Source organism: Hydrogenophaga taeniospiralis, assembly GCF_020510445.1.
Classification (GTDB): domain Bacteria; phylum Pseudomonadota; class Gammaproteobacteria; order Burkholderiales; family Burkholderiaceae_C; genus Hydrogenophaga.
The window spans coordinates 2,990,984-3,017,975 of the sequence record NZ_JAHBAG010000001.1 but is presented as its reverse complement, the minus strand read 5'-3'; the positions used below and the strand labels follow the sequence as shown (position 1 = coordinate 3,017,975).

23 protein-coding genes and 2 tRNA genes are annotated in these 26,992 nt (G+C 67.1%); 9 read left to right on the top strand and 16 right to left on the bottom strand.

What is annotated here, in order from left to right; genetic code table 11:
• Positions 1-64 precede the first annotated feature (64 nt).
• Together KIH07_RS14470 and KIH07_RS14465 are read left to right on the top strand one after the other, a co-directional pair.
• Positions 65-760: a Bax inhibitor-1/YccA family protein gene (locus KIH07_RS14470; protein WP_226492641.1), complete on the top strand. Its 696-nt coding sequence runs from the start codon at positions 65-67 to the stop codon at positions 758-760.
• A gap of 142 nt (positions 761-902) precedes the next feature.
• Positions 903-1,259 (top strand): hypothetical protein, encoded by a 357-nt coding sequence (locus tag KIH07_RS14465; RefSeq protein WP_226492640.1) that lies wholly within the window; start codon positions 903-905, stop codon positions 1,257-1,259.
• A gap of 16 nt (positions 1,260-1,275) precedes the next feature.
• On the opposite strand, the gene rlmD is transcribed toward KIH07_RS14465, so the two are convergent.
• The 5 genes from rlmD to surE form a co-directional block, all read right to left on the bottom strand.
• Complete coding sequence (rlmD, locus tag KIH07_RS14460; protein ID WP_226492639.1) at positions 1,276-2,742, bottom strand: 23S rRNA (uracil(1939)-C(5))-methyltransferase RlmD; 1,467 nt, start codon at positions 2,740-2,742, stop codon at positions 1,276-1,278.
• Positions 2,743-2,779: 37 nt separating this feature from the next.
• Positions 2,780-3,565 (bottom strand): 3'-5' exonuclease, encoded by a 786-nt coding sequence (locus tag KIH07_RS14455; RefSeq protein ID WP_226492638.1) that lies wholly within the window; start codon positions 3,563-3,565, stop codon positions 2,780-2,782.
• Between the two features lie 133 nt (positions 3,566-3,698).
• Positions 3,699-4,622 carry a peptidoglycan DD-metalloendopeptidase family protein gene (locus KIH07_RS14450; RefSeq protein WP_226492637.1) on the bottom strand — a complete coding sequence of 308 codons (924 nt, stop codon included), beginning with the start codon at positions 4,620-4,622 and terminating at the stop codon, positions 3,699-3,701.
• 86 nt (positions 4,623-4,708) lie between these two features.
• Positions 4,709-5,560 carry a protein-L-isoaspartate(D-aspartate) O-methyltransferase gene (locus KIH07_RS14445; protein ID WP_413465745.1) on the bottom strand — a complete coding sequence of 284 codons (852 nt, stop codon included), beginning with the start codon at positions 5,558-5,560 and terminating at the stop codon, positions 4,709-4,711.
• Entirely contained in the window at positions 5,557-6,378 is an 822-nt protein-coding gene (surE, locus tag KIH07_RS14440; RefSeq protein WP_226492636.1) for a 5'/3'-nucleotidase SurE, read from the bottom strand. The genes KIH07_RS14445 and surE overlap by 4 nt, the downstream gene beginning before the upstream one ends.
• Before the next feature lie 156 nt (positions 6,379-6,534).
• Here surE and KIH07_RS14435 point away from each other — a divergent pair, with 156 nt between their 5' ends.
• Together KIH07_RS14435 and KIH07_RS14430 are read left to right on the top strand one after the other, a co-directional pair.
• Positions 6,535-7,521 carry an NADPH:quinone oxidoreductase family protein gene (locus KIH07_RS14435; RefSeq protein WP_226492635.1) on the top strand — a complete coding sequence of 329 codons (987 nt, stop codon included), beginning with the start codon at positions 6,535-6,537 and terminating at the stop codon, positions 7,519-7,521.
• Between the two features lie 41 nt (positions 7,522-7,562).
• Positions 7,563-8,666 carry an oxidoreductase gene (locus KIH07_RS14430; RefSeq protein ID WP_226492634.1) on the top strand — a complete coding sequence of 368 codons (1,104 nt, stop codon included), beginning with the start codon at positions 7,563-7,565 and terminating at the stop codon, positions 8,664-8,666.
• 63 nt (positions 8,667-8,729) lie between these two features.
• Here KIH07_RS14430 and KIH07_RS14425 read toward each other — a convergent pair.
• The 6 genes from KIH07_RS14425 to KIH07_RS14400 form a co-directional block, all read right to left on the bottom strand.
• Positions 8,730-8,805, bottom strand: a tRNA-His gene (locus KIH07_RS14425).
• A gap of 65 nt (positions 8,806-8,870) precedes the next feature.
• Complete coding sequence (locus tag KIH07_RS14420; protein ID WP_226492633.1) at positions 8,871-10,790, bottom strand: SurA N-terminal domain-containing protein; 1,920 nt, start codon at positions 10,788-10,790, stop codon at positions 8,871-8,873.
• A gap of 92 nt (positions 10,791-10,882) precedes the next feature.
• Positions 10,883-10,958: transfer RNA gene (locus tag KIH07_RS14415), tRNA-Val, on the bottom strand.
• A gap of 21 nt (positions 10,959-10,979) precedes the next feature.
• Positions 10,980-11,252 (bottom strand): HU family DNA-binding protein, encoded by a 273-nt coding sequence (locus KIH07_RS14410; protein ID WP_066158910.1) that lies wholly within the window; start codon positions 11,250-11,252, stop codon positions 10,980-10,982.
• A 292-nt stretch (positions 11,253-11,544) separates the two neighbouring features.
• Entirely contained in the window at positions 11,545-12,636 is a 1,092-nt protein-coding gene (locus KIH07_RS14405; protein ID WP_226492632.1) for a tartrate dehydrogenase, read from the bottom strand.
• Complete coding sequence (locus tag KIH07_RS14400; protein ID WP_226492631.1) at positions 12,633-13,529, bottom strand: alpha/beta fold hydrolase; 897 nt, start codon at positions 13,527-13,529, stop codon at positions 12,633-12,635. The genes KIH07_RS14405 and KIH07_RS14400 overlap by 4 nt, the downstream gene beginning before the upstream one ends.
• 65 nt (positions 13,530-13,594) lie before the next feature.
• On the opposite strand from KIH07_RS14400, the gene KIH07_RS14395 reads away from it, so the two are divergent.
• Entirely contained in the window at positions 13,595-14,566 is a 972-nt protein-coding gene (locus KIH07_RS14395; RefSeq protein ID WP_226492630.1) for a LysR family transcriptional regulator, read from the top strand.
• Here the strand turns inward: KIH07_RS14395 and KIH07_RS14390 are convergent.
• From KIH07_RS14390 to uvrC, 3 genes are all read right to left on the bottom strand, one after another.
• Positions 14,517-15,422, bottom strand: a complete 906-nt coding sequence (locus KIH07_RS14390; RefSeq protein WP_226492629.1) for a DMT family transporter — start codon at positions 15,420-15,422, stop codon at positions 14,517-14,519. The genes KIH07_RS14395 and KIH07_RS14390 overlap by 50 nt on opposite strands.
• Positions 15,423-15,445: 23 nt before the next feature.
• Positions 15,446-16,015, bottom strand: coding sequence for a CDP-diacylglycerol--glycerol-3-phosphate 3-phosphatidyltransferase (gene pgsA, locus KIH07_RS14385; protein WP_226492628.1), 570 nt, complete (start codon positions 16,013-16,015; stop codon positions 15,446-15,448).
• Between the two features lie 80 nt (positions 16,016-16,095).
• Positions 16,096-18,216, bottom strand: coding sequence for an excinuclease ABC subunit UvrC (gene uvrC / locus KIH07_RS14380; RefSeq protein ID WP_226492627.1), 2,121 nt, complete (start codon positions 18,214-18,216; stop codon positions 16,096-16,098).
• A gap of 62 nt (positions 18,217-18,278) precedes the next feature.
• Between uvrC and earP the strand changes: the two genes are divergently transcribed.
• The 4 genes from earP to KIH07_RS14360 all read left to right on the top strand — a co-directional run bounded on the left by earP (position 18,279) and on the right by KIH07_RS14360 (position 22,047).
• Positions 18,279-19,418, top strand: coding sequence for an elongation factor P maturation arginine rhamnosyltransferase EarP (earP, locus tag KIH07_RS14375; RefSeq protein ID WP_226492626.1), 1,140 nt, complete (start codon positions 18,279-18,281; stop codon positions 19,416-19,418).
• Between the two features lie 149 nt (positions 19,419-19,567).
• Positions 19,568-20,122, top strand: a complete 555-nt coding sequence (gene efp / locus KIH07_RS14370) for an elongation factor P (protein WP_226492625.1) — start codon at positions 19,568-19,570, stop codon at positions 20,120-20,122.
• 113 nt (positions 20,123-20,235) lie between these two features.
• Positions 20,236-21,114 carry an AEC family transporter gene (locus KIH07_RS14365; protein WP_226492624.1) on the top strand — a complete coding sequence of 293 codons (879 nt, stop codon included), beginning with the start codon at positions 20,236-20,238 and terminating at the stop codon, positions 21,112-21,114.
• A gap of 60 nt (positions 21,115-21,174) precedes the next feature.
• Positions 21,175-22,047: a TIGR00730 family Rossman fold protein gene (locus KIH07_RS14360; protein ID WP_226492623.1), complete on the top strand. Its 873-nt coding sequence runs from the start codon at positions 21,175-21,177 to the stop codon at positions 22,045-22,047.
• Positions 22,048-22,155: 108 nt separating this feature from the next.
• On the opposite strand, the gene KIH07_RS14355 is transcribed toward KIH07_RS14360, so the two are convergent.
• Positions 22,156-23,550, bottom strand: a complete 1,395-nt coding sequence (locus tag KIH07_RS14355; RefSeq protein ID WP_226492622.1) for an efflux transporter outer membrane subunit — start codon at positions 23,548-23,550, stop codon at positions 22,156-22,158.
• Positions 23,551-23,838: 288 nt separating this feature from the next.
• Positions 23,839-26,985, bottom strand: a complete 3,147-nt coding sequence (locus tag KIH07_RS14350; protein ID WP_226492621.1) for an efflux RND transporter permease subunit — start codon at positions 26,983-26,985, stop codon at positions 23,839-23,841.
• Positions 26,986-26,992 lie beyond the last annotated feature (7 nt).

The window sequence follows — 26,992 nt, the reverse complement described above, 5'->3', positions numbered from 1 at the left end:
ACCCCTTGGAAGCAGAGGGCCGACAACCCGATCACCGAGTCAGATGATGAAGGAGCTCACCACCATGACCGACCACACGCAAACCAGCGGCCGCTTCGGCACCGCCGTTTCCTCCGATGCACTGCGCAACCGGGTGATGCGCAACACCTATTGGCTGCTCGCGCTGTCCATGCTGCCCACCGTGCTGGGAGCCTGGATCGGTGTGCAGACCGGCATCACCGCTGGCCTGACCGGTGGCCTGGGCCTGATCGTCTTTCTGGGCGGCGCCTTTGGCTTCATGTTCGCGATCGAAAAAACCAAGAACTCGGCCGCCGGCGTGCCGGTGCTGCTGGCCTTCACCTTCTTCATGGGCCTCATGCTCTCGCGCATGCTGGCCGCCGTGCTGGGCTTCAGCAACGGCTCCAGCCTGATCATGACGGCGTTCGGCGGCACGGCCGGCGTGTTCCTGGTCATGGCCAACCTCTCGACCGTGATCAAGCGCGACCTCTCCGGCATGGGCAAGTGGCTGTTTGTCGGCGCACTGGCCATCATGGTGGGCGCCATCATCAACGTCTTCGTGGGCAGCACGGCCGGCATGGCCGCCATCGCCACCCTGGCCATCGTGGTGTTCAGCATGTACCTGCTGTACGACCTCAAGCGCATCGTGGACGGCGGCGAAACCAACTACATCAGTGCCACGCTGGGCCTGTACCTGAGCCTGTTCAACATCTTCCAGAGCCTGCTGGCCCTGCTGGGCATCTTTGGCGGCGAGCGCGACTGAGTCTTCAACGCTTCCCGGAAAAAGGACCTTCGGGTCCTTTTTCTTTGCCTGTTCGATGCCCGGCACGGTGTGGGGCCTGGGAGCGGGCATCAAGTTCGCGGAGAAAACGCCGAAAGAACCTTCAAACCCCACCCGAACCACCATGCGACACACCGCCCTCACCCTTGGCCTGCTGATCACCGCCAGCCTGCTGGCCGGCTGCGACGCGCTGGGCATCGAAACCGCGACCCAGGTGAACGCCCGCAAGGAAGCCGAAGCCCGGGCCATTGGCAGCGCCTGCCGCTACGCGGTGCGCGGCATCGAGGAGTGTTTTTCCAGCAACCCCAAGGCCGGCAAGGCCGCGGTGTTTGCCGGCTGGAAGGACATGGACCAGTACATGCGCGACAACGCGGTCGTCGGCATGCCGAACACGCCCGGCCCCTCGCGCGCCGAGCCCGAAGTGATCGACGAGATCGAGACCCCGTCCAACAAGGCGTCCACCCGCTCGCGCAACTCCTGAAACGCCGCTCGGCGTTTCAACCCGCGGGCGTCGTGTCGGCAGAGTCCAGTTCGAACACCGCCATGCTCTCCACGTGCGCCGTGTGCGGAAACATGTTCACCACGCCAGCAGCCAGGCAACGGTAGCCGGCCTGGTGCACCATCAACCCGGCGTCGCGCGCCAGCGTGGCCGGGTTGCAACTCACATAGACGATGCGCCGCGGGGGCGTCCAGCCACCCCGCAGTTCGGGCTGCTGGTGCAGGTCGGCCAGCGCCTTGGCGAGCGCGAATGCGCCTTCGCGCGGCGGATCGACCAGCCATTTGTCAGCCACACCGTCGGCCACCAGCTGGGCCGGCGTCATCTCGAACAGGTTGCGCGCCACGAAGCGGGTGGGCGCCAGCGGGGTGGTTCGCCCGGCCTGGTTGCCGGCCAGGTTTTCGCGTGAACGCGCCACCAGGGTCTCGCTGCCCTCGATACCCAGCACCTCGCCCGCCTGGGTGGCAATGGGCAGGGTGAAATTGCCCAAACCACAGAACCAGTCGATCACGCGCTCAGGTTTCCGGGCCTCCAGCAGGCGCAGTGCACGCGTCACCAGCACGCGGTTGATGTGTGGATTGACCTGGGTGAAATCGGTGGGCTTGAACGGCATGGTGATGCCGAAGTCGGGCAGCGCATACGACAACAGCGGCCCACCCTCGTCCAGCAGCTTCACGGTGTCCGGCCCCTTGGCCTGCAACCACCACTGCACACCGTGTTGCGCGCCAAAAGCGCGCAGCCGGGCCGTATCGTCTTCGGACAGAGGCTCCAGGTGGCGCAGCACCAGCGCCGTGACCTCGTCGCCACAGGCCAATTCGATCTGCGGGCAGGTTTCGCGCGCGTCCATGCCGAAGATCAGCTCGCGCAGCGGCATCATCATCGCGCTCACGTGGGGGGGCAGCACCGGGCAGACCTGCATGTCGGCCACGTAGCGACTCTTGCGCTCGTGAAAGCCGATCAGCACCTCGCCCTTCTTGTGCACGAAACGCACCGACAGGCGTGCGCGGTAGCGGTAGCCCCAGGCCGGTCCTTCGATGGGGCGCAGCATCGTCTGCGCCTTCACCTTGCCCAGGTGCCAGAGGTTGTCCTCCAACACGCGCTGCTTGATGGCCACCTGAGCGCCCTCGTGCAGGTGCTGCATCTTGCAGCCGCCACAGGCGCCGGCGTGCAGCCCGAAATGCGGGCAACCCGGGCGCACGCGCTGCGAGGATTCGCGGTGGATGGCGGTGACGACGCCCGCCTCCCAGTTGTTCTTCTTGCGGTGCACGCTGGTGCTGACCACCTCGAAGGGCAAGGCGCCTTCGATGAAGACGACTTTGCCGTCCGGGCGGCGGGCGATGCCCTGGGCATCGATGTCGAGGGATTCGACCGCCAGCCAGCCCTCGGGCAAGGAGGCGTCGGCGGCGGCGGGCGCGTCGTCGCGCGCGGTGGTGAGCAGGCTGTTTTCGTGGGCGAGGGGTGCGGTCATCCTCCAATTGTCTCAGGACGCGAGACGGGATGCCGCTTCAAGCCCAGGCTTTGAGGTACTCGTCCCAGTGGCTCTCGGTGGGCGCCAGTTGACCCAGGGTCTCTTTGACGTGGGTGATCTCCTGCTCGTACTCGGCCTCGGTCAGGCCGCCACGCATCTTCTGGAAACGGCAATACACCAGGTAGGTATTCATCACGTCGGTCTCGCAGTAGCGGCGGATGTCATCGGTCTGCCCGGCGAGGTATTGCGCGTACACCTGCGAGCCATCCATGCCGAGCTTGCCGGGAAAACCGCAAAGCTTGGCCATGGCATCGAGCGGCGCATTGTTCTTCGGGCTGTACATCGCCAGCAGGTCCATCAGGTCCAGGTGGCGCATGTGGTAACGACCGATGTAGTTGTTCCACTTGTACTCGCGGTCGTCCTCACCCATGTCCCAGTACTTGCTGGCTTCCACGCCGTGGCGCAGACCGCGGTAGTGCAGCACCGGCAGGTCAAAGCCGCCGCCGTTCCAACTCACCAGCTGGGGCTGGTGCTTTTCAATGGTGTTGAAGAAGGTCTGCACGACCTTGCCTTCGCTCTGGCCATCGCGGTCCACGAAGGAATGGATGCGCAGCCCCTCGGCGTTGCGAAACACCACACTGATCACCAGCACGCGCTGCAGGTGCAGCGGCATGAAGTCGCTCTGCCCTTTCTCCTTGCGCTCCGCCAGCCAGGCCGCGTAAACCTGCTCGTCACTGGCCTCGGCGGATTCGCCGCGCAGCGCACGCAGGCCCTCGATGTCCGGGATGGATTCGATGTCGAAAACCAGAACAGGCCAAGCCATGGAGTTGTCCCCCTAAGCGTTTCGAGGCGCCACCGGAGCGCGAGATCACATCCAGCACACACCGAGGATCCGGCTCCGCCGGTCCAAAGGTGTGGTCCCCCTGGGGGGAAGCCGCGCAGCGGCGCAGGGGGGGTTACCTCTTCGGCAGGAAGCTGAGCGGATCGACCGGCTTGCCCTGGCGCCGCACCTCGAAATGCAGCTTGACGCGGTCCGTGTCACTGCTGCCCATCTCGGCGATCTTCTGACCCTGGCGCACCGACTGGTCTTCGCGCACCAGCAAGGCCTGGTTGTGTGCGTAGGCGGTGAGGTAGGTGTTGTTGTGCTTGAGAATGATCAGGTTGCCATAGCCCCTGAGGCCGGCACCGGCGTACACCACACGACCATCGGCGGCGGCCAGCACCGGGTCGCCAATGCGCCCGGCGATCGACACGCCCTTGTTCTTGGCCTCGTCAAAGGTGGCCACGACCGTGCCCTGCGCGGGCCAGACGAAACTCAACTCGTCGGCGCCCATCGGCGTTTCGGGCGCGGCGGGAGTGGACGGGGTGGGTGTGGGCGTCGGCGTGGCGGTGTTCGTCGTGCCCGCAGGCGACAGCGGGCGCGAAACGACGCCAGAGGGCGTCACGGGCGAGGTGGACGACACCCCAGGCGTGGCGACAACCGCGCCCGGAGCGGCGGTCGTTGGAGCCGCACCCACGGGAGGTGCCACACGCAACACCTGCCCGACCTCCAGCACGTTCGGATTGGCCAGGTTGTTCCAGGCCTGGACATCGCGCCAGCTCTGGCCACTTTCCAGTGCGATGCGGTACAGCGTGTCGCCTGGCCGAACGGTGAAATAACCGGGTTTGCCGGCGTTTTCAGCCCCGGGCAGGGGCTTGACGTCCGTCGGACGCGTGGCGCCGGAACGGTCCTCCACCGGCGCGGGCTGCATCACGCGACGCGAAGAGCAACCCGCCGTCACCAGCAGGGCCGCCAGCACCGTCAACACCGCGGCGCCTTGCCACGCGGGACGGACCACCTGTGCACCGCGGTCCAGCACCGGTTTCAAACGCTTGTTCATGCAATTTCCCAGCTGTTGCAAGGGTTCTGCCATGAGAGGCAGACCCGGATAAAAACACGTCAACCCTGCGATTGGCAGAGTGAACTTCATGCGACTCCCGATTTTAGTGGCACGAACAGCACGGCTTCCAGCACTGTGCGCACCACGCCGGTGGCTGTCTTGTCGATCACCACCAGATTCTGGCGACCCGACCCGGTGACGGCCGGCGCCACAAGGCGCCCGCCCACCGCCAGCTGATCGATCCAGGCATCGGGGATGTCGTTCCCGCCTGCAGCGGCGATGATGGCCGCGTAAGGCGCTCCTTTGACGTACCCGAGCATGCCGTCGCCAAACAAAAGGTGCAGATTGGACAGGCGCATGCCCCGAAGGTTCTCACGCGCCTTGTCGTGCAGGCCCCGCAGCCGCTCGATGCTGTACACCTCGCGCGCCAGATGGCTGAGCACGGCGGCCTGGTAACCACAACCGGTGCCGATTTCCAGCACCCGGCCCAGCTTTTCGCTGCGCCCCTGGCACAGCAGCTCGCTCATGCGCGCCACCACATTGGGTTTGGATATGGTTTGCCCCAGACCAATAGGCAAACTGGTGTCTTCATAGGCCTGATTGGCCAGCGCCGAGTCCACGAACCGGTGCCGCTCGACCGTGCGCATGGCGGCCAGTACCGCCGGGTGGCTCACCCCTTGGGCCTCGAGCTTGCGCACCATCGCCCACCGCACGGCCTGGGAGTCCATGCCGGTGCCGCTGGGCGCCTGTGGCGATGGGCCGGGCGAGCGGGAGGAGGCCGCGGATCGGGCACTGGCCGCAGGGGATGTCGCCACGGTACGTGGCACTTTCGCTGCCAGGGTCGCTGGCGACGACACCAGCCGCGCCGGAAAGCCGGGACGGGGCTTGGGCGGCGTCGGGCCGGCGGACGTGGCCGGGCCTGGCAGATGGCGTTTCATGCCGACGCTCCGGCCTGCGGGACCTCACCCGCCAGGACGGCCTGCTCGGCCGGCTGCGACAGGTGCACCGCCGTGGGCGCCCAGTACGGCAAACGGTCGTGGTCCGTCAGATCCACCTGCAGCGGCGTGATGGTGGCGTAGCCCTGGGCCGCGGCGTGGAAATCGGTGCCTTCGGTGTCGTCCTTGGCGGGGCCGGCCCCGCCGATCCAGTACATGGTGTCGCCACGCGGGTTGGTCTGCGAAATCACCTGCTCGGCCGCATGGCGCCGACCCAGCCGGGCCACCTTGAAACCCCGGATCTCGTTCGCGGGCCGGTTCGGGATGTTCACGTTGAGCAGCCAGGGCTCGCCGCGCTGGGCCGCTTCGCCCACCGACGGCAGCAGCTGGGCCACCAGCTGGGCGGCCTTCTGGGCGGCGGTGTCCAGGTGGGCCCAACCCTTTTCGGTCTGCGAGAACGCGATCGCGGGTATGCCGAACAGGTAGCCTTCCATGGCCGCGCCGACCGTGCCCGAATAGATCGTGTCGTCGCCCATGTTGGCGCCGTTGTTGATGCCCGAGACCACCAGGTCGGGCCGGTAGCCGAGCAGGCCGGTCAGGGCGATGTGCACGCAGTCGGCGGGCGTGCCGTTGATGTAGCGAAAACCGTTGGCCGCCGTGTGCACGTACAGCGGCGAATGCAGCGTCAGGGCGTTGGACTTGGCGCTGTTGTTGTGCTCGGGTGCCACCACCTCCACCTCGGCCAGCCCCTTGAGCGCTTCGTACAGCGCGACGATACCCGGTGCCTGGTAACCATCGTCGTTGGAGATGAGGATTTTCATTGAAGCAATTCTAGGGTGATTGCATGCCCATGACCGGCGGATACCCGGTGGTTTTCCGCGGTCCCCACAGCGACAGCAAAGCGGGCTTACCCGATGGGGCGCGGCCTGCGCGGTGCCTATCATCGTTCGATGACCATTGTCCAACGAGGAGAGACCATGCAAGCCTGGCTGTGCGAGAACCCTGTGGGCGTCGAAGCCCTCACTTGGAAAGAACTGCCCACCCCCGAGCCCAAGGCGGGTGAGGTGCTGATCGAGATCCAGGCCGCCAGCCTGAACTTTCCCGATCTGCTGATCGTGCAGAACAAGTACCAGATGAAGCCCGCCCTGCCCTTCGTGCCCGGCTCGGAATACGCGGGCGTGGTGCGCGCGGTGGGCGAAGGCGTGAAACACCTGCAGGTGGGCCAGAGCGTGGCCTGCCTGAGCGGCACGGGCGGCTTTGGCACCCACACCCTGGCCCCCGCTGTGCTGTGCATGCCGCTGCCGCCCGGGTTTCCGCCGGTGGACGCGGCGGCCTTCACCATGATCTACGCCACCTCGTGGCACGCGCTCATGGACCGCGCCGCGCTCAAGGCCGGCGAAACCGTGTTGGTGCTCGGCGCGGCCGGCGGCGTGGGCACGGCCGCGATCCAGATCGCCAAGGCCGCTGGCGCGCGCGTGATCGCCGCAGCGTCCAACGACGAGAAGTGCGAACTCTGCCGTCGGCTGGGTGCCGACGCCACCATCAACTACAGCGTGCACACGCCACAGGCGGGCCTGCGCGACGAGATCAAGCGCCTCACCGACGGCAAGGGGCCGGATGTGATCTACGACCCGGTGGGTGGTGACTTCGCCGAACCCGCGTTCCGCTCCATCGCCTGGCGCGGGCGCTACCTGGTGGTGGGCTTTGCCAGCGGCCCCATTCCCAGCCTGCCGCTGAACCTGACCCTGCTCAAGGGCGCGAGCATCGTGGGCGTGTTCTGGGGCGACTTCGCGCGCCGCGAACCGCAGGCCGATGCCCAGATGATGCAGACCCTGGCCGGCATGTACGCCAAAGGCCAGGTCAAACCGGTGATCGACCAGACCCTGCCCATGAGCGAACTGCCCAGGGCCTACGCCATCATGGGTTCGCGCTCGGTGAAGGGAAAACTGGTGCTGGTGAACTGAACACCCCGCGCAGGACGCCGCGAGGCGTGTACAAACGGGCCATGAACCCACCAGCGCTCACCCAGAAAACCATTCGTGTCGGCCTGATCGGCTGGGGCGGCTCCAGCCAGGTGTTCCATGGGCCGTTGATCATGAGCACGCCCGGGCTCGATCTCGTGGCCGTGGTGAGCAGCCGACCCGAAGCCGTTCGCGCGGCGCTGGGCCCGGGCATGCCGGTCGAACCCGATGCCCGCGCGATACTGGCCCGCGACGACGTCGACCTCGTGGTCATCCCCACCCCCAACGACAGCCACCACCCCCTGGCCCTGGCCGCGTTGCAGGCTGGACGCGCGGTCGTCGTGGACAAGCCTTTCACCCTGAACGCGGCCCAGGCCGAGGAGCTGATCGCCGAGGCCAGGCAGCGGGGTCTGCTGCTGAGCGTGTTCCACAACCGGCGCTGGGACGGCGACATGCTGACCGCACAAGCGCTGGTCCAGAGTGGCCAACTGGGCCGCATGGTCCACGCCCAGATGCACTTTGACCGCTTCCGACCCGTGGTTCGGACGCGCTGGCGCGATGCGGACGGGCCGGGAGCGGGCCTGTGGATGGACCTGGGGCCTCACCTGCTCGATCAGGCCATGCAGCTGTTTGGACGGCCGGTGGCGATCGCCGCCGACCTCGTGGCCGCGCGCGACGGCGCCCAGGCCACCGATCTGTTCCATGCCCGCCTGCGCTGGGCCAGTGGCCTGCGCGCCGATCTGCATGGCAGTGCGCTGTCCGCCCTGCCCGGCCCGCGTTTCGCGCTCCACGGCACCCGAGGCAGCTGGGTGAAGTGGGGCCTGGACCGCCAGGAAGACGCGCTCAAAGCCGGGCAGAAGCCCGACGCCGCGCACCCACAGGCGTGGGGACACGATCCGGCGGTGGGACGGCTGGCCGTGCTGGCGCCAGACGCGCTAACGGATGCCGCACCGATGGAACAGGACTGGCCCACGGCGCCGGGGCGCTATCCGGATTTTTACGCCGGAATCCGCGATGCCTTGCGCGGCCTGGCCCCCAACCCCGTGCCCGCGCCCCAGGCGCTGGACGTGATGCGGCTGCTCGATCTGGGCACTCAAAGTGCGGCGGAGCGGCGCGAGTTGCCCGTGCCCGATGCGGCGCTCACGTAGCGCCGAATGGAGAAACATGAAAAAGGCGCTACAGCCATTGCAGCTGTAGCGCCTTGAATTTTTTGGGGTGGCTGATGGGGCTCGAACCCACGACAACAGGAATCACAATCCTGGACTCTACCAACTGAGCTACAGCCACCGCAAGCCTTGCATTATAGCGCGAAGAACCCGCCCCACCGGAGCGGGAACGGGCCGATTTCAAACTCAGCGCGCAGCGGCCGGCGCAGCGGCGGGTTCCGGCACCAGCATGCGAACCTTGAAGCGCTCCTTGAGCGCCTCGTAATAGGCCTGGCTCTCGGCCGATGCCCACCACTGGCTGTACTGCTGAACCTCCTGCGCCAGAACCGGTGCGTCCCGCGTCTCGCGGGGCAACACCTTCTCAACCTTCACCACGGCGTATCCCTGATCGCCCAGGTCCACGCCGACCCAGGCCGGCAGCGCACGCGGATCGGCGCTGAGCGCGGCATTGAGCACCGGCTGGGCCAGCCCCTGCGCCTTGTCGCGCGACACCGTGAGTGCCGCGGCCAGGCCCGTGGCTTCGCCACCGGATTTCCAGGCATCGAGCTGCTTCATGCCTTCGCTCTTGGCCAGTTCGGCCGAACGCTGGGCCACCAGCAGGGCACGCACCCGGTCACGCACTTCGGCCAACGGCTGGGTCCGTGCGGCGGTGTATTGCACGACCCGTGCCGAGGCCAGTTGGCCCGACGCGGTTTCGACGGCCTCGGTGTTGCGCTTTTTCTCGATCGAGTCCGGGGCAAAAATGGCGCCGAGCAGGCGTTCGTTGGCCAACACACCCGCATCGGGCCGGGATTGACGGGTCAGCCCCTTGGCGGTGCGCAGCGTCAGCTTGAAACGGTCGGCGGCGGGCTTCAGGCTGTCGGCCTGTTCGTACACCATGTTGCTGAAGGCTTCGGCGGTTTCAGCGAACTGCTTCTGTGCTTGCTCTTTCTTCAGGCTGGCCTCGATCTCGGCGCGCATCTCGTCAAAGCTGCGCCGCTTGGGCGCCTTGATGTCGGTGAGCTGGATGATGTGGAAACCGAACTCGGTTTCCACCAGATCGGAAATGCCGCCCTTGGCGAGCGAGAACACCACGTCTTCAAAAGGCTTGACCATGGCCCCGCGGGCGAAGAAGTCCAGATCGCCCCCGTTGGCGGCCGAACCGGGGTCCTGCGAATTGGCTTTCGCCACCGCCGCAAAGGTCTGGGGTGCCTGGCGCACCTGGGCCAACAAGGCCGACGCGCGTTCACGCACCTTGTCCTTGTCGGCCGCCGATGCACCCGCCGGCACGCTCAGCAGGATGTGGCTGGCGCGGCGCTCTTCGTCACCGGAGAGGCGGCTGGCGTTCTGGTCGTAATAGGCGCGCACGTCGGCCTCGGCCAACACGATCGATTGCTGCAATGCCGCGGCGTCAAGCACCAGGTACTCCACATCGGCTTGCTCGGGGGCCTGGAACAACGCCGGGTTCGCGTTGTAGAAGGTTTCGATCTCGGCGTCGCTGGGCGACACGCGGGCCGCGAAGTCGCTGGCGGCGAAACGCGCCACGCGCACTTCCCGGCGCTCGAAGAATGCGTTGAGCGACACCTCGGCCAGCGCGCCGGGCGCGAAACCCGAGCCCTGAATGCCTTGCACGACCTGTTGCTGCGAGAGGTCGGTGCGCACCCGGGCTTCGAACATCTCGGGCGTCATACCCTGGCGCCCCACGAGTTGGCGATAGGCTTCCACGTCGAGCGTGCCGTCGGGCTTGCGCAACGCGGCGATCATCTGATTGCCCTGCAGTTCGTTGGCCAGCCGTTGATCGCTGGTGTACAGGTTGAACTTCTGCGCCGCCGTCGCCAGCACGCGTTCGCGCACCATGCGCTCCAGCGTGGCGTAGCGCGCCTGATCGCTGTCCAGCAGCTTGGCATCGATCGTGGGCATGGCCTCGCGCAGGCGCTGCGACTCGGCCTGGTGCGCCTGGTCCCATTCGGTCTTGGTGATGTCCTGCCCATCCACCGAGGCCACCGGTTCACCCCGCGCATTGAAGTCGGTGAAGCCCTGGATGCCGAACAGCACAAAGGAAGGGATGATCAAAATCATCAAGAAACCCATCAGGTACTTCTTGTGATTGCGGATGGAATCGAACATGCCTTGAAACCCTGAAACAGGAAGTCGGCTCCGGCGGACAAGTGCCTGAGCCGACAACAAAAAAGGCGAACCCGGGTTCGCCTTTTCGATGGTGGTGGGTGCTGACGGGGTCGAACCGCCGACCTACGCCTTGTAAGGGCGCCGCTCTACCGACTGAGCTAAGCACCCCACCGGAAAACCGGAGGCGCTTCAGTTCAGCGCATCCTTCAGTGCCTTGCCCGGACGGAACTTCGGCACCTTGGCGGCCTTGATTTTAATCTCAGCGCCGGTGCGGGGGTTGCGTCCCTTGCGGGCGGGACGTTTGGTCACAGCAAAAGAACCAAAACCCACCAAGGAAACCGTGCCACCCTTTTTCAGCGTGGTGCGGATCGCGGTGATGGTGGAGTCCAGCGCACGGGTTGCGGCCGCCTTGGAAATATCGGCATGCTTTGCAATGTGCTCGACGAGTTCTGTTTTGTTCACAAATAGCCCCTCATGAAGTGATTGGAAGAATCTGTATGGACAAGTTGCTTGCCAGAAACGGTGCAGCGTCCGCGGGCAAAAAACCTTGATCGCTCTAGATCGTATTTGTCAGGCGGCGGGACCGGAAGCAATGCCAGGTGATTAGACCCACGGGGCTGGCCCGCTGTCAATACGCACTGGCACCGCGGCACGGGCCGCCTGAACGGAACGCGAGATTCTAGACGCTTTGATCACCTGCGAAACCGGTGGCGTGAAATATGGCACATCCGGGTCGCAGCACACATGATCTTCGTCAGGCACCGAGCGCCTGCGCTATGGCAAGGCCCACATCGGCGGTGCCCGCCGTGCCCCCCAGATCGGGCGTGCGCGGCGCACCACTGCCCGGCTGCAGCACCGACTCGATGGCGCGCATCACCGCGTCGTGCGCGTCGCGATGGCCCAGGTGGTCGAGCATCATGGCGCCGCACCAGATCTGGCCGATCGGGTTGGCGATCCCTTTGCCCGCGATGTCCGGCGCCGAGCCGTGCACCGGTTCGAACAGCGAAGGGTGCTGGCGCGTCGGGTTGAGGTTGGCGCTGGGCGCGATGCCGATGGTGCCGGTGCAGGCCGGACCCAGATCGGACAGGATGTCGCCAAACAGGTTGCTGCCCACCACCACATCGAAGAAGTCGGGGCGCTGCACGAAGTGCGCGGTGAGGATGTCGATGTGGAACTTGTCCACCTTCACGTCCGGGTACTGTTGGGCCATCTCGGCCACGCGCTCGTCCCAGTAGGGCATGGTGATCGCGATGCCGTTGGACTTGGTGGCGCTGGTCAGGTGCTTCTTGGGTCGCGAGCGCGCCACTTCAAACGCATAGCGCAACACGCGGTCCACGCCGATGCGCGACATCACCGTTTCCTGCACCACGATCTCGCGCTCGGTGCCGGCGTACATGCGCCCGCCGATGCTGGAGTACTCGCCTTCGGTGTTTTCGCGCACGATCACCATGTCGATCTCGCCCGGCTGGCGCGGGCTGCCATCGCGGCGCACCACCGGCGCGGTCACGCCCGGCATGAGCCGGGCGGGACGCACGTTGACGTATTGGTCGAACTCGCGGCGAAACAACAACAGCGAGCCCCAGAGCGAGACGTGATCGGGCACCCTGTCGGGCCAGCCCACGGCGCCAAAGTAGATCGCGTCGTGGCCGCCAATCTGCTCCTTCCAGTCGTCGGGCAGCATCTTCCCGTGCTTTTCGAAATAGTCGCAGCTCGAAAAGTCGAAGTGGTCGAACTGCAACGGGATGTTGAACTTGGAGGCCGCGGCCTCCAGCACACGAATGCCTTCGGGCATGACTTCCTGGCCGATGCCGTCGCCGGCGATGACCGCGATGCGGTGTTTGCTCATGGGTTCTCCTGGGTATCCACTGAAAAGAATGAAAAGGCTTCGGCGGTCAGAAGCGCTGGGGCCTCTTCCGCCAAGTAGTGGCCACAGGGCAGGCTGCGGCCCGACACCTCGATGGCGCGCTCGCGCCACAGCGCCAGCACATCGAAACAGCGCGCCACCGTGCCGTGCTCGCCCCACAACACGCGCAGAGGCTGCGTGAGCCGATGGCCGGCCGCGACGTCGGCGCGGTCGTGTTCGAGATCAATGCTGGCGCTGGCGCGGTAGTCCTCGCAGATCGAAGTTGCCGTGCCGGGCAGCGCGGCGCAGCGTTCGTACTCGGCCAGTGCCGCAGCGTCGAACGGGGCGAGTCCCGCGTACCGGCTGCCCATCACGTTGCGCACGTAACGCGCGGGGTCGGACGCGATCAGCGCCTCCGGCAGGGGTGGCGGCTGGATCAGGAAGAACCAGTGCCAGTACGCCCGCGCGAACGCCTCGGAGGTCTGCGCGTACATGGCCAAGGTGGGCGCGATGTCGAGCAGCATCAGCCGGCGCACCGCCCGCGGCTGGTCGGCCGCGAGCCGGTGGGCCACGCGGGCGCCGCGGTCGTGCGCCAGCACATCGAAGCGCTGAAAGCCGTGGTGCGCCATCACCGCCAACGCATCGCACGCCATCTCGCGTTTGCTATGGGCCTGGTGCGCATCGTCGGGCGCGGGGCGGGCGGAATCGCCGTAGCCGCGCAGGTCCATCAACACCACGGTGAAGCGTTCGGCCAGCGCGGGCGCCACGCGGTGCCACATGACCATGGTCTGCGGATGGCCGTGCAACAACAACAGGGGAGGCCCCTCGCCGGCCACGCGCGTGTGCAGTTGCACGCCATCGCGTTCCACGGTGTGGGGCAGAAAACCGTTCAACATGGGCGCAAGCATAGCCCCCGTTGCAGCAATAATTTAGCAATCAATTCATTCTCCTAAGGAAACAATTGGACCGCTCCGATCTTGAACTCGTGCTCGCCGTGCGCCAGCACGGCAGCCTGGTGATGGCGGCCAAGGCGCTGCAGCTGGCGCCCTCGGCGGTCACCAAACGCCTGGCCGCGCTGGAGGCCCGCCTGGGCCTGCGCCTGTTCCAGCGCACCACCCGGCGCGTGAGCCCCACGGCCGAGGGCGACACCCTGTGCGAACGCGCCGTCCACCTGCTGCGGGCCTTTGACGAGGTCGAGTCCGAACTGCGGGAACGTCAGGCCGAGCCGGCCGGCCCCATCCGCCTGGCGGCCACCTTCGGTTTCGGCCGGCTTTGGGTCGGGCCCGCGCTCGCGGACTTCCAGGCCCGCCACCCGGGCACCCAGGTCCAGCTGCAGCTCACCGAACAACTGCCCGATCTGGCGGTGGACGGTTTTGACGGCGCCATCTGGCTCTGGAACGCGCCCGGCGAGCGGGCCACCGAATGGGTCTCGCGCCGGCTCGCAGGCAACCAGCGTGTGCTGGTGGCCGCGCCTCGCTACCTCCAGCAGCACGGCACACCCCGCCAGTTGCAGGACCTCGCCGACCACGCCTGCCTCGTGGTGCGGGAAAACGGGGGCGGGCCGGGCCAGCGCTTTGACCACTGGCGCCTGCAACGCGAAGGGGAATCGACGGTGCGGCACACGCCGGTGCGTGGACCGTTGTCCAGCAACTCGGGTGAGATGGTGCGCGACTGGTGTCTGTCGGGGCACGGCATCATGCTGCGCAGCCTGTGGGACATCGCGCCGCAACTGGCCAGCGGCGAACTGGTGCGGGTATTGCCAGCCTACGCCATGCCCGATGCACACATTCATTGGCTGGCGCCCTACCGGCCCCAGGTGCCGCGGCGCATCCGGCTGCTGGTCGACTTTCTGGCGCAGCGCTTTGCCGACGAACCCTGGAGGTTCAGGCCGGCTTTGGTGGCCGCACCACCAGGCTCACCCCGAAAGCGGTGAGCGCGATGCCCGCCACGGTCACCACCGTGATCGGCTCACCGAACAGGCCCCAGGCGATCAGCGCCGTACAGGGCGGCACCAGGTACATCAGACTGGTGACCGAGGCCGCCGCGCCACGCTGGATCAGCATGTAGAGCAGCGAACTGCCGCCCAGTGTGAGCCCCAGCACCGACCAGGCCATGGCGCCGGCCAGCTCGGCGTTCCAGCGCATGGCCTCGGTCTCCAGCAACGCCAGCGGCAGCGTCACCACCAGCGCCGCGATCAGCTGTACGGTGTTGGCGCTGCGCACGTCGCAGGGCTGCACGAAACGCTTCTGGTACAGCGTGCCGGTGGTGATGGCGAACAGCGCCATCACGGCAAAACAGAGGTTGAGCCAATTGGCCTGGTCGCCCGGCCCGCCCGCGCCGAACTTGCGCAAGACCACCAGCACCAGGCCGGCAAAGCCCAGCAGCAGACCGACCCACTGGCGGCGCGACACGTGGGAACCGGGGCCTCCCATGGAACTGAGCCAGACCGCGGTGAGCACCGGCTGGATGCCGACGATCAACGCAGACAGACCCGAACCCATGCCGGCCTTGACCGCGGCCCAGACACCACCGAGGTAGCCCGCGTGCATCAGCACCCCGGTGACCAACAGGTGCAGCCACTGGGCGCGGCTCTTCGGCCACCGGACCCCGGCGAACCAGATCCAGGGCAGGAAGCACAGGATGGAGAGTGCATAACGCACCGCCAGGAACTTCATGGGCGGCGCGTGTGGCATGCCGTAGCGCGCCACGATGAAGCCGGTGCTCCAGATCAGCACGAACACCCAGGGCATGGCGCGCAGCCACGCGTTGTCTTGCACGGGAGATGTCATGGGGGAGAAGCGCGCGGGCGCGCTCAGTGCGAACGGGCGCGGATTTCCGGCAGGGCTTTTTGCAGGTAATACACCATGGACCAGACGGTCAGCACCGCCGAAATCCAGATCAGCCAGGTGCCCCACAGATGCGTGTCGATCACCCCGAACAGCTTGCCGTTGAACAGCAGGAAGGGGATCGCCGTCATCTGCACCGTGGTCTTGAGCTTGCCGATCATGTGCACCGCCACGCTCTTGGTCGCGCCGATGATGGCCATCCACTCGCGCAGGGAAGAAATGGCGATTTCGCGGCCGATGATGATGAGCGCCACGAACACGTCGGCCCGCTCCAGATGCACCAGCACCAGCAGGCTGGCACAGACCAGGAACTTGTCGGCCACGGGGTCCAGGAAAGCGCCGAAGGCCGAGGTCTGGTTGAGCTTGCGCGCCAGAAAGCCGTCGGCCCAGTCGGTGGCGGCGAACACCACAAACATCACCGTGGCGATCAGATTCTGCCGTGCCGGGTTCATGCCTTCCAGATAGAACACCCCAATGATCAGCGGGATGGCGACGATGCGCGCCCAGGTCAGCAGGGTGGGAAGGTTGAAGAACATGCCGCGATTATGGCGGAGCGCCACCTGCGCGAATCGTCACGGGGGTTTTGCCGCCTGGCAGGCCATCTCCGAAACCCGGTTCAATGCAGCGCCCGGTAGATGGCATCGGCCAGTTCGGTGGAAATGCCTTCCACCGTGCAGAGGTCGTCCACACTGGCAGAGGCCACGCCGCGCACGCCACCAAAACGCTGCAGCAGACGGGCCCGTTTTTTCGGCCCCACGCCGGGAATGTCTTCGAGCCGGCTGCCACCGGTGCGCACCTTGGCGCGCTGGGCGCGCATGCCCGTGATGGCGAAGCGGTGCGCTTCGTCGCGGATCTGGGCCACGAGCATGAGCGCGGCCGAGTCGTGGCCCAGGTACACCTTTTCCCGGCCGTCGGCGAACACCAGCTCTTCCAGGCCCACCTTGCGACCCTCGCCTTTTTCCACGCCCACGATGAGCGAGAGGTCCAGGCCGAGCTGCTGGAACACCTCGCGCGCCATGCTCACCTGACCCTTGCCGCCATCCACCAGCACCAGGTCGGGCATGCGCGGGCCGGCGACGGACTCGACCGAGGGTTCGGTGGCGGCGACATCGTCCGGCGCACTGGTCGCTGCGGTGGCCCCGTCCACAGGCGCTGGGGCAACGGCCGGGACCGGGTCGGCCGCGGCGGGATCGACCGCCGCCGGCTGGGGGGCGGCTGGCGCAGCGTCTTCCGCCCGCAGCGCCTCGGCGATCTTGCCGTAGCGCCGCAGCAGCACCTGGCGCATGGCGGCGTAGTCGTCGCCGGGCGTGATGCCTTCGATCTTGTAACGGCGGTACTGGCTGTTCTGCATCTTGTGGGCCTCGAACACCACGCACGAGGCCTGGGTCGATTCGCCCGCGGTGTGCGAGATGTCGAAGCACTCGATGCGCAGCGCATCGAGCTGGTCGTCGGGCAGGTTCAGCGCATCGGCCAGGGCGCGGGTTCGGGCCTGTTGCGAGCCCTCTTCGGCCAACAGCCGCGCCAGCGCGATATCGGCGTTCTTCTGCGCCATCTCCAGCCAGATGCGGCGGTGCTCACGCGGATGGTGCACGGCATTGACCTTGGCGCCGATCTGCTCGGTGAGCGCGTCCAGCAACGGCCGGCCCACGGGGTGGCTGGTCACCAGGGTGTGCGGCATGGCCACGCCCAGATAGTGCTGGGCGATGAAGGCTTCCAGAACCTGGATCGCCACGCGCTCGGCGGGGTCGGCGGACGGCGCCTCGGCGGTCTCGTCGTCGCTCATCAGGCTGTCGATGGCGGTGGCGTCTTCCACGTGGGTGGGAAAGTACGGCCGGTCGCCCAGGTGGCGCCCTCCGCGGATCATGGCCAGGTTCACGCAGGCGCGACCGCCCTGCACCTTCACCGCCAGCACGTCCACGTCCTGGTCCGACACGTTGTCCACCGCCTGCTGGTGCAACACGCGCGAGAGCGCCGTGATCTGGTTGCGCAGTTCGGCAGCCTGCTCGAATTCGAGCTTCTCGGCGTGCGCCATCATGCGCTGCTCCAGCGTGTCGAGCACGGCCTGCGTTTCGCCGCGCAGGAAGCGCTCGGCATCGGCCACGTCGCGCGCGTAGGCCTCGCTGTCGATCAGGTCCACGCAGGGGCCGCTGCAGCGCTTGATCTGGTACAGCAGGCAAGGCCGGGTGCGGTTGGCGAACACCGTGTCTTCGCAGGTGCGCAGCCGGAACACCTTCTGCAGCAGCGTGATCGACTCCTTCACCGCCCAGGCGCTCGGGTACGGGCCGTAGTAGCTGTGGCGCCGGTCCACCACGCCGCGGTAATAGGCCATGCGCGGAAACGCGAGCGAGGGCGGCGGCTGGCGGCCCGCGGTGCGGAAGGTCTCGCGCGTGCCGGTGATCTTCAGATAGGGGTAGCTCTTGTCGTCGCGAAACAGGATGTTGAACTTCGGCGCCAGCGTCTTGATGAGGTTGTTTTCCAGCAGCAGCGCCTCGGCCTCGGAGCGCACCACCGTGGTCTCCATGCGCACGATCTTGCTCACCATGTGGCCGATGCGCGTGCCGTCGTGGTTCTTCTGGAAATAGCTCGCCACCCGCTTTTTCAGATTGCGCGCCTTGCCCACGTAGAGCAACTGGCCCTGCGCATCGAAATAGCGGTAGACGCCCGGCAGGCCCGGCAGGGCCGCCACTTCGCTCAGCAGTTGTTCGGAATGCGGTGCATCGGATTCGGGTCGGGACATGGGCGGTATTGTGAACGGCGCACCCGCCACCCGCAGCGCCGGCCGGTGGCAAGATCACGCCCATGTCAACAAACGATCTGTCCACCCACCGCCCGCTCCCCTCCCTGCGCTGGGACGTTTTCTGCCAGGTCATCGACAACCTGGGCGACGCGGGCGTGTGCTGGCGCTTCTGCGCGGACTTGGCCTCACGTGGCCACCAGGTGCGGCTGTGGATCGACCAACCCGAACACCTGGCCTGGATGGTGCCCGGCGCGCTGCTCGGGCAGGTGCCGGGCATCCAGGTGCTGCACTGGACGCAGCCGCTGCCACCGGCGCTGCCCGCCAGCCTGCCCGTGGCCGACGTCTGGGTCGAGACCTTCGGCTGCCATCTGCCACCGGAAATCAAGGACCACCTTGCCGCCGCCCTGCTTCTGGGGCAGCGGCCGCCGGTCTGGCTCAACCTGGAGTACATGAGCGCCGAGTCCTATGTGGAGCGTTCGCACCGACTGCCATCGCCCATCATGAGCGGGCCGCTCAAGGGCCTGACCACGTGGTTTTTCTACCCAGGCTTCACGCCCGCCACCGGCGGTCTGCTGCGCGAGGCCGATCTGACCGCCCGACAGGCGGCCTTTGACGCACCCACCTGGCTGCGCTCGCGGGCGTTGCCGCTGGCCGCCGCGCGCCGCGTGAGCCTGTTTTGCTACGAACCCAGCGCCCTGCCCGTGGTCCTGAGGCAGGCGAGCCAGGACGCGCAGGCCAGCGACTGGCTGGTCACGTCGGGTCGGGCCTCACTGGCGGTGGCCGCTGCGGCGTCCGAGTGCGGGGAGCCAGGGCCCGGCTGCAGGCTGCACACCCTCCCCGCCCTGACCCAGCGCGACTACGACCACCTGCTCTGGAGCTGCGACCTCAATCTCGTACGCGGCGAAGACTCACTGGTGCGCGCGCTCTGGGCCGGCCGCCCCTTCGTCTGGCACATCTACCCGCAACACGACGACGCCCACCACGCCAAGCTCGAAGCCTTTCTCGACTGGCTGCAGGCACCGCCCTCGTTGCGGACGTTTCACCGCGTCTGGAACGGCATCGAAACCGCGACGGGCGCTGTCTGGCCCGGCTGGTCCGTGGTGGATAGTTGGCGTGCCTGCGCCGAAGCGGCCCGCCAGCGTCTGCTGGACCAGACCGACCTGACAACCCAGCTGCTCGGATTCGTCGCCGAAAAGCGATAAAATTCAAGGCTTTGCGGAAAACTGGTCCGGGTTACCGAAACGGCCTTTTCCTCCCGCCATCTGCCTCGCCGCACAGATCGCAGCCATCAGCACCGTTCCCGGGTCCTTCGGTCCCGACAGGAACAAGCGGCCCAACCGTTGGAATCCTTATGAAAATCGCTCAAGAACTCCGCGCCGGCAATGTGATCATGCACGGCAAGGACCCGATGATCGTCCTGAAAACCGAATACGCCCGCGGTGGCCGTGGTGCGGCCACGGTGCGCCTGAAGCTCAAGGCCCTGCTCAACAACATGGCCACCGAAGTGGTCTGCCGGGCCGACGACAAGATGGACCAGATCATTCTGGACAAGAAGGATTGCACCTACTCCTACTTCGCCGACCCGATGTACGTCTGCATGGACGCCGACTACAACCAGTACGAAGTCGAAGCCGAAAACATGGGCGACGCCCTGAACTACCTGGAAGACGGCATGGCCGTTGAAGTGGTGTTCTACGACGGCAAGGCCATCTCGGTCGAACTGCCCACCAGCGTCGAGCGCGAAATCACCTGGACCGAGCCCGCCGTCAAGGGCGACACGTCCGGCAAGGTGCTCAAGCCCGCCAAGATCGCCACCGGTTTCGAAATCTCCGTACCGCTGTTCGTGGCCCAGGGCGACCGCATCGAAATCGACACCCGCACCGGCGAATACCGCAAGCGCGTCTGAAGCGAAACACCCCCCGCGCCGCGGGTGGCGCTCCGGTGCCGCGGAAAACGGATATCGAACCGGTTCGTTGAAAAGGCTCCTGCGGGAGCCTTTTCGCTTTCATCAAGGCCCACATGGACCTCATCACCCGTATCGCCGACGTCATCATCCCGGTGTTCCTGATCGTGGCCATCGGCTACGGTTATGCGCGCCGCCAGCGGCCCGACCTCACGGCGTTCAACCGCATCGCGCTCGATGTGCTGGCCCCCTTGCTGGTGTATTCGGCGCTGGCCTCGCGCGACTTCCAACTCGCGGACCACGTGCCGCTGCTGATCGGGGGCACAGTGCTGATCCTCGGCAGCGGGCTGCTGGCCTGGCCGCTGGCCCGCGCCTTTGGTGCGCAGCCACGCACCCTGGTGCCGGTGGTGATGTTCAACAACTGCGGCAACATGGGCCTGCCCCTGGCCCTGCTGGCCTTTGGGCCGGCGCACTTCGGCGCCGCCGTGGCGCTGTTCTCGGTCAGCAACCTGTTCCACTTCTCGCTCGGCGCGCGCATCACCAGCAGCCACGCCCGCACCCGCGACCTGCTCACCAGCCCGCTGATGATCGCCACCGCGCTCGGCTTCGTCAGCGCCCTGGCCGACCTGCGCCCGCCCGAGGTGGTGTTGTCCGGTCTGAAGCTGCTGGGCGACGCGATGCTGCCCATGATGCTGTTCGCGCTCGGCGTGCGGCTCACGGCCCTGACCCGCAGCGGTCTGGCGCTCGGTCTGCTGGGCGCGCTGGCACGGCCGCTGATCGGGCTGGCCATCGGCATTCCGCTGGCCTGGGCGCTGGGACTGGAGGGCGCCGCGCGTGGCCAGTTGCTGCTGTTCGCGGCCTTGCCGCCGGCGGTGATGCAGTTCATGCTGGCGGACCGTTACCACCAGGAACCCGACAAGGTGGGGGCGATGATCATGCTCGGCAACGCACTGGCCGTGGCCTTCGTGCCACTGGCGCTGGCCATCGGCCTCTGAGCCGCCCCGGGGTGCCGGGCGACAGGACAGACAATCCAACACATGCAACAAGGAGCCCCCATGGAAGCCACCCAAGACCTGAAAGAACGCCGCCTGGCCGATGCCTGGGCCGAACTGCAGTCGCACGCCAGCGAAGGCCATCCGCTGCAGGCCGACGCCTACCGTCTGGCCTTTGCCGACCCCGAATTCCTGCTGCGCCGCGAGACCCGCGGCATCCGCTTCCAGCTGGAAATGCTCAAGCCCGACCTGGCCCAGCGCGATCTGGGCATTGAAAACACCATCGTGGTGTTTGGCAGCGCGCGCGTGCACGAGCCCGAGATCGCCCGGGCACGCATGATCGACGCCGAGTCCAGCGGCGACCCCCAGGCCGTGGCACGCGCCCGCGCCATGGTGCGCAACGCCCGCCACTACGGACACGCGCGCGAGTTCGGTCGCATCGTGGCGCGCTACAGCGCCCGCTGCCCGAAGGAAGACCAGTTGTTCATCTGCACCGGCGGCGGCCCCGGCATCATGGAAGCGGCCAGCCGCGGCGCCCACGACGAGGGCGCACTCAACGTGGGGCTGAACATCGCCCTGCCCCACGAACAGTCGGCCAACCCCTACATCTCACCCGAGCTCAGCTTCAAGTTCCACTACTTCGCGCTGCGCAAGATGCATTTCATGATGCGCGCCAAGGCGCTGGTGGCCTTCCCCGGCGGCTTCGGCACGCTGGACGAGCTGTTCGAGGTGATCACCCTGGTGCAGTGCAAGAAGGCCAAGCCGGTGCCCATCGTGCTGTTCGGCAGCGAACACTGGAAGCGCCTGATCAACCTGGACGTGCTGGTCGAGGAAGGCATGATTTCGCCCGAAGACCTGAAGCTGTTCGAGTACGTGGACGACCCGCAGGCGGCTTGGGACTACATCATGCGTTTTTACGATTTGCCCAGCGTTTGACCCCCCTGCGCCGCTGCGCGACTTCCCCCAGGGGACCACACCAGCGGCCCGGCAAAGCCGGTTCCGCGGTGTGTGCTGCGTCGGGCACTTCGCTTCGGAGAGGCCCGATCAATAGCCTCCGCCAAGCGCCTTGTAGAGCGCGACCTGGTTCTGCTGTTGCACCAGGCGGGTCTGTGTCAGGGCCTGCTGGGTGGCGAACAGGGAGCGCTGCGCATCGAGCACGTCGAGGAAACTGGCCACGCCATTGCGGTAGCGCAGCTCGGCCAGGCGGAAGCGCTCGGCCTCGGCCGTGGCCTGGGCCTGCTGGGCGCGCAGCTGTTCGCCCAGCGTGGCGCGCCCGGCCAGCGCATCGGCGACCTCGCGGAACGCCGTCTGGATCGCCTTCTCGTACTGCGCCACCGCGATCTCGCGGCCCGCTTTGGCCGACGCCAGGCCTGCCTGGTTGCGGCCCGCATCGAAGATGGGCAGCAGCGCCTGCGGCGCCAGCGTGAAGCCCCAGGAGCCGTCCTTGAACAGACCCGAGAGTTCGCTGCTGGCCGAGCCCACGCTGGCGGTGAGCGAGATGCGCGGGAAGAAGGCCGCGCGCGCGGCGCCGATGTTGGCGTTGGCGCCGATCAGCTGCTGTTCGGCCTGGCGGATGTCGGCACGGCGGGTGAGCAGGTCCGAGGGCAGACCGGCGGGCACATCACGGAACAGCGACTGCGTGGTGACCGCTTCTCTCGCGGGATCGGCGAGCGGCGCCGGCAGCGGCTGCCCCACGAGCAGGGTGAGCGCGTTGAGGTCCAGCGCGCGCTGGCGCTGCTGCTGGGCCAGCGCGGACTCGGCCGCCGCGGTCAGCGACTCGGCCTGGCGCAGGTCGAGCGCCGAGGCCGCACCGTTGTCAAAGCGCAGCTTGGTCAGGCGCAGCGAATCCTGGCGCGTGGCCAGGGTGCGCTGCGTGAGCGCGAGCAGCTCGTCGCTGGCCTGCAGGCTCAGCCAGGTGCTGGCGACCGACGCCACCAGACTGGTCTGCGCCGCTTTGCGCGCCTCTTCGCTGGCCAGGTACTGCGCCAGCGCCACCTCTTTGAGGCTGGCCACGCGGCCAAAGAAGTCGAGCTCCCAGCTGCTCATGGCGAGCCCGGCGGTGTAGACGCTGGTGATGCTGTCGTCGGTGCTGGTCTGGCGGTTGCCGGTGGCGGCCAGGTTCAGCGTGGGGAAGCGGTCGGCACGGCGGATCTGGTACTGCGCCCGCACCTGCTCGATGTTGAGCACCGCCACCCGCAGGTCGCGGTTGTTCTGGATCGCCAGGCCGATGATTTCGCGCAGCCGCGCATCGGTGACGAAGTCGGACCAGGCGATCTCGGCCGCCGCGGGCGAGCCCGCCGCACCACCGGGCACAGCGCCGGGCCAGTCGGCGGCCACCGGAGCGGCCGGCCGTTCGTAGGTGGGAATGAAAGAGCAGCCGGTCAGCGCAAGAGCTGCCAGGGCCAGGGCGCCGAGGCGCAGGTTAGAACGAGATTTCATGACTGTTGCTCCACCGAGCTGCGCAAAATGCGCGATGCAACGAAAGAAGAAGCGCCGTCCAGCACACACCGCAGAACCGGCTTTGCCGGGCTGCTGGTGTGGTCCCCCCTTTGGGGGGAAGACGCGAAGCAGCGCAAGGGGGTGTTCATATCGGTTGTCCACCACACCGGAGCGTGACCCGCAACGTATGAAACGGTGCAACCAAGGGCACCGCCGGGCCGGCTTTGCCGGACGGCCAGTGCCGCCCCCTCGAGGGGGTCGCGCGCAGCGCGGCGGGGGTGTTTCATATCAATGCACGCCATGGTGTTCGGCCTCTTCGGCTTCCCGACGGTGCTGGCGATCGCTGCCCTTGAACAGGGAGCGCACCACCACAAAGAAGATCGGCACGAACACCACCGCCAGCACCGTGCCCGTGAGCATGCCGCCGATCACGCCGGTGCCGATGGCCCGCTGGCTGGCCGAGCCCGCGCCGCCCGACAGGGCCAGGGGCAACACGCCCAGCGTGAACGCCAGCGAGGTCATGATGATGGGACGGAACCGCAGGTGCGCCGCCGCGAGCGCCGCCTCGATCACACCCTTGCCCTGGGCCTGCAGGTCCTTGGCGAATTCGATGATCAGGATCGCGTTCTTCGCCGACAGGCCGATGATGGTGATCAGGCCGACCTGGAAGTACACGTCGTTCGAGTAACCCCGCAACAGCGTGGCGAGCAGCACGCCGAGCACGCCCAGCGGCACCACCAGCACCACCGACAGCGGAATGCTCCAGCTCTCGTACAGCGCGGCCAGACAGAGGAACACCGCCAGGACCGCGAAGCCATAGAGGATCAGCGCCTGCGAGCCCGCGAGCTTTTCCTCGCGCGACTGACCGGTCCACTCAAAACCGAAGCCTTGCGGCAACTTCGCCGCCAGCGCCTCCATCTCGGCCATGGCCTGGCCGGTGCTCACGCCCGGCGCGGCGCTGCCGCTGATGCGCATGGACGGGTAGCCGTTGTAGCGCACGGTCTGCATCGGGCCGGTGACCCAGCGTGTGGTGGCGAAGGCCGACAGCGGCACCGCCTGCGCCTTGCTGTTGAGCACGTTGATGCGCAACAGGTCCTCGGGCTGCATGCGCGCCAGGGCATCGGCCTGCACCACCACCCGCTGCAGACGACCCGCGTTGGGGAAGTCGTTGACGTAGCTGGAGCCCAGCGCGGTGCCGATGGCGCTGTTGATCGCGTCGAACCCGACGCCCTGGGCGTTGGCCTTGTCGCGGTCGATGTCGATCTGCAGCTGCGGTGCATCTTCCAGGCCGTCCGGGCGCACTTGGGTGAGCAGCTTGCTCTGCGAGGCCATGCCCAGCATCTGGTTGCGCGCGGCCAGCAGCGCGTCGTGGCCCCGACCCGCGCGGTCCTGCAGCCGGAAGCTGAAGCCGGACGAGGCGCCGAGCTCGGGAATGGGCGGCGGGCTCAGCGGGAAGATGAACGCGTCGCGGATGCCCGAGAGCGCTCCGAAGGCGCGGCCGGCCACGGCCTGGGCCGAGCTGCCTTCGCCGGAGCGTTCGGACCAGTCCTTGAGCGTGACGAAAGCAAGTGCGGCGTTCTGGCCCTGGCCCGAGAAGCTGAAGCCCAGCACACCGACCATGCTCTGCACCTCGGGCTGCTGGAGCATGAAGCCTTCCACCTGCTTCATCACCTCCAGCGTGCGCGCCTGCGTGGCGCCCGGCGGCAGTTGCACGTTCACCAGCAGGTTGCCCTGGTCTTCGTTGGGCAGGAACGAGGTCGGCAGACGCAGGTAGACCACCGCGGCGGCGGCGACGATGGCCACATAGATCACCAGCGTGCGGCCGGCGCGCGGCAGCAGCTTGGCCACGCCACCTTCGTAGCCTTTGGCGGTGCGCGAGAAACCGCGGTTGAACCAGCCGAAGAAGCCGGTCTTGGCGTGCGCATGGCCCGCCTCAACCTGCTTGAGCAGCGTGGCACAGAGCGCTGGCGTGAGCGACAAGGCCATGAAGGCCGAGAAGCCGATGGACATGCCCATCACCGCCGCGAACTGGCGGTAGATGTTGCCCACGGAGCCGCTGAAGAAGGCCAGTGGCACGAACACGGAGATCAGCACCACGGTCACGCCGATGATGGCGCCCGAGATCTGGCCCATGGCCTTGCGCGTGGCCTGCAGCGGCGGCAGCCCCTCTTCGCTCATGATGCGCTCGACGTTCTCCACCACCACGATGGCGTCGTCCACCACGATACCGATCACCAGCACCATGCCGAACATGGTCAGCACGTTGATGGAGAAGCCCATCGCCAGCAGGCCGGCGAAGGTGCCCAGCAGCGCCACCGGCACCACCAGCGTCGGGATCAGCGTGTAGCGCCAGTTCTGCAGGAACAGGAACATCACCAGGAACACCAGCGCGACCGCCTCGGCCAGGGTCTTGGCCACTTCCTGGATGGAGATCTTCACGAACTTGGAGCTGTCGTAGGGAATGGCCCAGGACATGCCCTTGGGGAAAAAGCGCTCCAGCTCGGTCATCTTCGCGCGCACCGCCTCGGCCGTGGCCAGCGCATTGCCGCTGGGCGAGAGCTGCACGCCGATGCCGGTGGACGGCTTGCCGTTCAGGCGCGCCGAGGTGGCGTAGGCCTGGGCGCCGAGCTCGATGCGGGCCACGTCTTTCAGGCGCACGCTGGCGCCGTCGGCGCTGGCGCGCAGCACGATGTTGCCGAACTGCTCCACGCTGGCGAGCTGGCCGTTGACCACCACGGTGGCGGCGATGCTTTGGCCCGCCACGTTGGGCAGCGCGCCGATTTCACCGGCCGAGACCTGAGCGTTCTGGGCGCGGATGGCGTTGGTCACGTCGGCCGCGCTCAGGTTGAAGCCCAGCAGCTTGGCCGGATCGATCCAGACCCGCATGGCGCGCTCGGTGCCGAACAGCTGGGCCTGGCCCACGCCGGGCAGGCGCTGCAGCTCGGGCACGATGCTGCGCGAGGCGTAGTCGCCCAGGGCCACCGGGTCCCAGGCCGGGTCGTCGCTGGAGAGGATCGTGAACAGCAGGAAGTTGTTGCGCGACTTGTCCACGCGCACACCCTGCTGCGTCACCGCCGAGGGCAGGCGCGGCGTGGCCCGCGAGAGGCGGTTCTGCACGTCCACCTGCGCCAGGTCGGCGTTGGTGCCGGGCTCGAAGCTCAGCGTGATGCTGCCGGTGCCGTTGGCCTGGGCCACGGCTTCCATGTAGATCAGGCCGGGCGAGCCGTTCATTTCCTGCTCGATGACCGACAGCACGCTGTCTTCCAGCGTCTGGGCCGAAGCACCGGGGTAGGTGGCGTTGATGACGATGGACGGAGGCGCCACCGGTGGGTACTGCGCGATCGGCAGCTGGGTGATGGACACCGCGCCCATCACCATGATGAAGAGCGCGATCACCCACGCAAAGATGGGCCGGTCGATGAAAAATCTTGCCATGCCGGCG

Excerpts from the sequence above, each read along its gene's own strand:
- rlmD (WP_226492639.1), bottom strand. The coding sequence starts at position 2,742 with ATGACCGCACCCCTCGCCCACGAAAACAGCCTGCTCACCACCGCGCGC.
- KIH07_RS14445 (WP_413465745.1), bottom strand. The coding sequence starts at position 5,560 with ATGAAACGCCATCTGCCAGGCCCGGCCACGTCCGCCGGCCCGACGCCG.
- KIH07_RS14420 (WP_226492633.1), bottom strand. The coding sequence starts at position 10,790 with ATGTTCGATTCCATCCGCAATCACAAGAAGTACCTGATGGGTTTCTTG.
- KIH07_RS14465 (WP_226492640.1), top strand. The coding sequence starts at position 903 with ATGCGACACACCGCCCTCACCCTTGGCCTGCTGATCACCGCCAGCCTG.
- KIH07_RS14350 (WP_226492621.1), bottom strand. The coding sequence starts at position 26,985 with ATGGCAAGATTTTTCATCGACCGGCCCATCTTTGCGTGGGTGATCGCG.
- KIH07_RS14430 (WP_226492634.1), top strand. The coding sequence starts at position 7,563 with ATGAACCCACCAGCGCTCACCCAGAAAACCATTCGTGTCGGCCTGATC.
- KIH07_RS14360 (WP_226492623.1), top strand. The coding sequence starts at position 21,175 with ATGGAAGCCACCCAAGACCTGAAAGAACGCCGCCTGGCCGATGCCTGG.
- KIH07_RS14450 (WP_226492637.1), bottom strand. The coding sequence starts at position 4,622 with ATGAACAAGCGTTTGAAACCGGTGCTGGACCGCGGTGCACAGGTGGTC.
- KIH07_RS14365 (WP_226492624.1), top strand. The coding sequence starts at position 20,236 with ATGGACCTCATCACCCGTATCGCCGACGTCATCATCCCGGTGTTCCTG.
- KIH07_RS14470 (WP_226492641.1), top strand. The coding sequence starts at position 65 with ATGACCGACCACACGCAAACCAGCGGCCGCTTCGGCACCGCCGTTTCC.
- pgsA (WP_226492628.1), bottom strand. The coding sequence starts at position 16,015 with ATGTTCTTCAACCTTCCCACCCTGCTGACCTGGGCGCGCATCGTCGCC.
- KIH07_RS14455 (WP_226492638.1), bottom strand. The coding sequence starts at position 3,565 with ATGGCTTGGCCTGTTCTGGTTTTCGACATCGAATCCATCCCGGACATC.
- earP (WP_226492626.1), top strand. The coding sequence starts at position 18,279 with ATGTCAACAAACGATCTGTCCACCCACCGCCCGCTCCCCTCCCTGCGC.
- surE (WP_226492636.1), bottom strand. The coding sequence starts at position 6,378 with ATGAAAATCCTCATCTCCAACGACGATGGTTACCAGGCACCGGGTATC.
- KIH07_RS14400 (WP_226492631.1), bottom strand. The coding sequence starts at position 13,529 with ATGTTGAACGGTTTTCTGCCCCACACCGTGGAACGCGATGGCGTGCAA.
- KIH07_RS14390 (WP_226492629.1), bottom strand. The coding sequence starts at position 15,422 with ATGACATCTCCCGTGCAAGACAACGCGTGGCTGCGCGCCATGCCCTGG.
- KIH07_RS14405 (WP_226492632.1), bottom strand. The coding sequence starts at position 12,636 with ATGAGCAAACACCGCATCGCGGTCATCGCCGGCGACGGCATCGGCCAG.
- uvrC (WP_226492627.1), bottom strand. The coding sequence starts at position 18,216 with ATGTCCCGACCCGAATCCGATGCACCGCATTCCGAACAACTGCTGAGC.
- KIH07_RS14355 (WP_226492622.1), bottom strand. The coding sequence starts at position 23,550 with ATGAAATCTCGTTCTAACCTGCGCCTCGGCGCCCTGGCCCTGGCAGCT.
- efp (WP_226492625.1), top strand. The coding sequence starts at position 19,568 with ATGAAAATCGCTCAAGAACTCCGCGCCGGCAATGTGATCATGCACGGC.
- KIH07_RS14435 (WP_226492635.1), top strand. The coding sequence starts at position 6,535 with ATGCAAGCCTGGCTGTGCGAGAACCCTGTGGGCGTCGAAGCCCTCACT.